The following is a 4,484-nucleotide window of genomic DNA, read 5'->3' as shown; positions in this document are numbered from 1 at the left end:
GGCCGCGGCGGGGATGGCGCGAGCTCAGCCCAGGTCGACCGTCGGGTAGAGCGGGAACGGCGCCAGCAGCTCGGACGCCTGCTTGCTCACCCGGTCGGCCAGCGCCGGGTCCAGGTTGAACTTCGCCTTCGAGCCCTCGGCCGGGGTGGTGTTCGCGAGCACGGTGTGGATCAGCTCGGCGATCTGGTCCATCTCGCCGGTGCCGAGGCCACGGCTGGTCAGCGCCGGCGTGCCGATCCGGATGCCGGACGTGTACCAGGCGCCGTTCGGGTCGTTCGGGATCGCGTTGCGGTTGGTCACGATGCCGCTGTCCAGCAGGGCCTGCTCGGCCTGCCGGCCGGTGATGCCGAACGGGTGAACGTCGAGCAGCACCAGGTGGTTGTCGGTGCCACCGCTGACCAGCTGCACGCCGCGCTTGGCGAGACCCTCGGCGAGGGCCTGGCTGTTGGTGACGATCTGCTGGGCGTAGGTGGCGAACTCCGGCCGGCGGGCCTCGGCGAACGCGAGCGCCTTGGCGGCCATCACGTGCGGCAGCGGGCCACCGAGCACCATCGGACAGCCACGGTCCACCTGGCTGGACAGCTCGGGCTGGCAGAACACCGCGCCACCGCGCGGGCCGCGCAGGCTCTTGTGGGTGGTGGTGGTGACGATGTGCGCGTGCGGAATCGGGTTGTAGTCGCCGGTGAAGACGCCGCCCGCGACCAGGCCGGCGAAGTGCGCCATGTCGACCATGAAGGTCGCGCCCACCTCGTCGGCGATCTCGCGCATCTTCGCGAAGTTCACCTTCCGGGGGTACGCCGAGTAGCCGCCCACGATCACCGCGGGCTTGAACTCCTTCGCGGTCTCCCGCAGGGCCGCGTAGTCGATCTGGCCGGTCGCCGGGTCGACACCGTAGCTGCGCTGGTCGAACATCTTCCCGGAGATGTTCGGCCGGAATCCGTGGGTGAGGTGACCGCCGGCGTCCAGCGACATGCCGAGCAGCCGCTGGTTGCCGAAGGCCTGCCGCAGCTCGGCCCACTCGGCGTCGGTCAGGTCGTTGATCTGCCGCTTCTCGAACTTCTTGAGGAACGGCACCTCGACCCGGTCGGCCAGGATGGCCCAGTAGGCGACCAGGTTGGCGTCGATGCCGGAGTGCGGCTGCACATATGCGTACGGCGCGTCGAACAGCGCCTTGGCGTGCTCGACGGCAACCGACTCGACGGTGTCCACGTTCTGGCAGCCGGCGTAGAAACGGCGGCCGATGGTGCCCTCGGCGTATTTGTCGGAGAGCCAGTTACCCATGGCGAGCAGGACAGCCGGCGAAGCGTAGTTCTCACTCGCGATCAGTTTCAGCGACTCGCGCTGGTCGGTCAGCTCCTTGGCGATCGCATCCGCGATGCGGGGCTCGACGGACCGGACCACCTCGAGGGCGGATCGGAAAGCTACGGATTCGGCGTTCAGTTCGGACATGGGACCTCCCTATCACGTAGTGAAGAGGCCCAGGCGCACGGCAGGTCGTCATCTCGACGGAGCCGCTCCCCGATGGTCAGCCATCCGAACGCGCCAGTCACGGCCCGTCCGTCAGCATACCGGCGGGCACCGGAAAGCTCACCCCGGTCAGCCGCTCCGACTCCGCCCACAGCCGCCGCTGCACCTCCGGATCATGGGCATTCTCCTCCGCTGTGACCCGCGTCGCCCGCCCGGTGAACTCACCCCAGCCGTCCGGCCCGAAGTATTCCCCGCCGCACACGGCGGGATCGGTGGCGGCTCGCAGAATCGGTGCCGCACCATCCCGCTCACTCTGGATCAACCACGAGAAAGCCCACCGTGTACGCCGCGCGACGACGAACCGGAAATGCCAGGGACTGTGTCGCATCAACGCCGTCCGCGCCGCCCCCGGATGCGCCGCGACACTGACCAGCTGCGGATAGCGGCGTTGCAATTCGTGGGCGAACAGCAGATTGGCCAGCTTCGACTGCCGATATGCCCGCATCGCGTCATAACCGCGCTCGGACTGCAGATCCTCGAATGCGATGACCCCACCCCGATGCCCGTTACTGCTGACCGTCACCACCCGCGCCGCCGAGCTCCGAAGCAGCAGATCCATCAGCATCCCGGTCAACGCGAAATGCCCCAGATGATTGATCCCGAACTGCAGTTCAAACCCATCCCTGGTACGCCCGAACGGCGGAATCATCACCCCCGCGTTGTTGACCAGCAGATCCACCCGCCCCCACCGCTCTTTCACCTCACCGGCAGCGTGACGCACCGATCCCAGGTCACCGAGGTCCACATGCAGCGGTCGCCCGCCGAGCCGCTCCGCCGTCGCCGCGGCCCGTTCCCTGTCGCGCCCCGCAATGATCACGGTCGCACCGCGTTCTGCCAGCTCACGCGCCGTCTCCAGACCCACGCCGGAGTAGCCACCGGTGACCAGCGTTATGCGGCCGGCCTGATCAGGGATGTCGCTCGAACTCCACACAGCGATCCTCCTATAATCGGGACACCCATCCCGCTTACTGCTCGACGATACGGGACGCCCATCCCGCTTGTCGATGGAGGTTCTCCCATGCGAGCCGACGCCGAACGCAACCGAACCAAGGTGATCGAGGCCGCCATGGCCGCCTTCGCCCAGGACGGCCTGACGGTGTCAGTGGCCGAGATAGGCCGCCGAGCCGGCGTAGGAACCGGCACAGTAAGCCGCCACTTCCCCACCAAGGACTCCCTCTACGCCGCCATAGTCCTGGCCAAGGTGGAAGAGATAGTCAGCCACGCCCGCACCTTGATGGCCGCCTCACCCGCCGGTGACGCCTTCTACGAGTTCTTCGCCTACATGGTCGAGCAGGCCACCACGAACCGCGGCCTGGCCGAGGCCCTCTCCGGAGGTGGCTTCGACGTCGAGTCCGCAGCCACCGGAACCGACCAGGACCTGGAGCAGATCGAGCAGTCCCTGCTGGACCGAGCTCAGGAGGCCGGCGCAGTCCGCCAAGACGTAACCCGCGCCGATGTAAAAGCCTTGCTGGGGGCCTGCGTGGCCGCTCCCGACCGCGCCCGGATGATCGAGATAGTCACCGCCGGCCTACGCCGGTAAGCCGAGGTGAACCGTCCCACGGGCGCCAGAAACGCAGAAAGGCCCACCCCGTGTGGGGTGGGCCTTTCTGTTCACGTTGAGTCCGGCGGCGTCCTACTCTCCCACACCCTCCCGAGTGCAGTACCATCGGCGCTGGCGGGCTTAGCTACCGGGTTCGGAATGTGACCGGGCGTTTCCCCACCGCTATGACCACCGAAACAACTATCAGCACAACGTAACCAGCAACCCGGTCCCGCCGGCCGAAGCCGTCGAGTCCTGGGGTGGTTGTTCGTTTGCTGTGAATCACACAGTGGACGCAAGCGCAATGTTTAGGGTGGTTAAGCCCTCGGCCTATTAGTACCGGTCAACTCAACACGTTACCGTGCTTACATCTCCGGCCTATCAACCCAATAGTCTCTTGGGAGCCTTACCCACTCAAGGTGGTGGGATACCTCATCTCGAAGCGAGCTTCCCGCTTAGATGCTTTCAGCGGTTATCCCTTCCGAACGTAGCCAACCAGCCGTGCCCTTGGCAGGACAACTGGCACACCAGAGGTTCGTCCGTCCCGGTCCTCTCGTACTAGGGACAGCCCTTCTCAAGTATCCAACGCGCACGGCGGATAGGGACCGAACTGTCTCACGACGTTCTAAACCCAGCTCGCGTACCGCTTTAATGGGCGAACAGCCCAACCCTTGGGACCTGCTACAGCCCCAGGATGCGACGAGCCGACATCGAGGTGCCAAACCATCCCGTCGATATGGACTCTTGGGGAAGATCAGCCTGTTATCCCCGGGGTACCTTTTATCCGTTGAGCGACACCGCTTCCACACGCAAGTGCCGGATCACTAGTCCCGACTTTCGTCCCTGCTCGACCCGTCAGTCTCACAGTCAAGCTCCCTTGTGCACTTACACTCAACACCTGATTGCCAACCAGGCTGAGGGAACCTTTGGGCGCCTCCGTTACCCTTTAGGAGGCAACCGCCCCAGTTAAACTACCCACCAGACACTGTCCCTCGACCCGATCAGGGCCGCAAGTTAGATACCCAAACCCAACAGAGTGGTATTTCAACAACGCCTCCACCCGAACTGGCGTCCGAGCTTCACCGGCTCCCACCTATCCTACACAATTAAATTCAGATACCAATGTCAAGCTATAGTAAAGGTCCCGGGGTCTTTCCGTCCTGCCGCGCGTAACGAGCATCTTTACTCGTACTGCAATTTCGCCGGGCCTGTGGTTGAGACAGTGGGGAAGTCGTTACGCCATTCGTGCAGGTCGGAACTTACCCGACAAGGAATTTCGCTACCTTAGGATGGTTATAGTTACCACCGCCGTTTACTGGCGCTTAAGTTCTCCGCTTCGCCCCGAAGAGCTAACAGGTCCCCTTAACGTTCCAGCACCGGGCAGGCGTCAGTCCATATACATCGTCTTACGACTTGG

The 4,484-nt window shown here is 64.5% G+C and carries 3 protein-coding genes, 2 rRNA genes and 1 riboswitch (1 of these 6 only partly in view); of the genes, 1 reads left to right on the top strand and 4 read right to left on the bottom strand.

All coding sequences use genetic code 11. The features are described from left to right. Positions 1-24: 24 nt before the first annotated feature. Positions 25-1,449 carry a glycine hydroxymethyltransferase gene (locus AB0L40_RS24165; RefSeq protein WP_364360735.1) on the bottom strand — a complete coding sequence of 475 codons (1,425 nt, stop codon included), beginning with the start codon at positions 1,447-1,449 and terminating at the stop codon, positions 25-27. A gap of 20 nt (positions 1,450-1,469) precedes the next feature. Further along, positions 1,470-1,560: riboswitch (ZMP/ZTP riboswitch) on the bottom strand. Then, the gene (locus AB0L40_RS24160; RefSeq protein WP_364360733.1) at positions 1,547-2,458 is read right to left on the bottom strand and encodes an oxidoreductase; all 912 of its coding nucleotides are present in this window, start codon (positions 2,456-2,458) and stop codon (positions 1,547-1,549) included. Its footprint overlaps the riboswitch before it by 14 nt. 87 nt (positions 2,459-2,545) lie before the next feature. Here AB0L40_RS24160 and AB0L40_RS24155 point away from each other — a divergent pair, with 87 nt between their 5' ends. Then, positions 2,546-3,067, top strand: coding sequence for a helix-turn-helix domain-containing protein (locus AB0L40_RS24155; protein ID WP_364360731.1), 522 nt, complete (start codon positions 2,546-2,548; stop codon positions 3,065-3,067). 80 nt (positions 3,068-3,147) lie between these two features. On the opposite strand, the gene rrf is transcribed toward AB0L40_RS24155, so the two are convergent. Continuing rightward, a 5S ribosomal RNA gene (rrf, locus tag AB0L40_RS24150) occupies positions 3,148-3,264 on the bottom strand. Between the two features lie 116 nt (positions 3,265-3,380). Further along, positions 3,381-4,484: ribosomal RNA gene (locus AB0L40_RS24145) — 23S ribosomal RNA — on the bottom strand; it runs 2,006 nt beyond the window's last position.

Origin of the sequence: Patulibacter sp. NPDC049589 (genome assembly GCF_040675535.1) — a bacterium.
Lineage (GTDB): Bacteria > Actinomycetota > Thermoleophilia > Solirubrobacterales > Solirubrobacteraceae > Patulibacter.
Note: the sequence above shows the minus strand (reverse complement) of the source record. Positions and strands in the feature narration are given on the sequence as shown.

Bases quoted from the DNA above. Each gene is read 5' to 3' on its own strand.
- AB0L40_RS24165 (WP_364360735.1), bottom strand. From the start codon at position 1,449: ATGTCCGAACTGAACGCCGAATCCGTAGCTTTCCGATCCGCCCTCGAG.
- AB0L40_RS24155 (WP_364360731.1), top strand. From the start codon at position 2,546: ATGCGAGCCGACGCCGAACGCAACCGAACCAAGGTGATCGAGGCCGCC.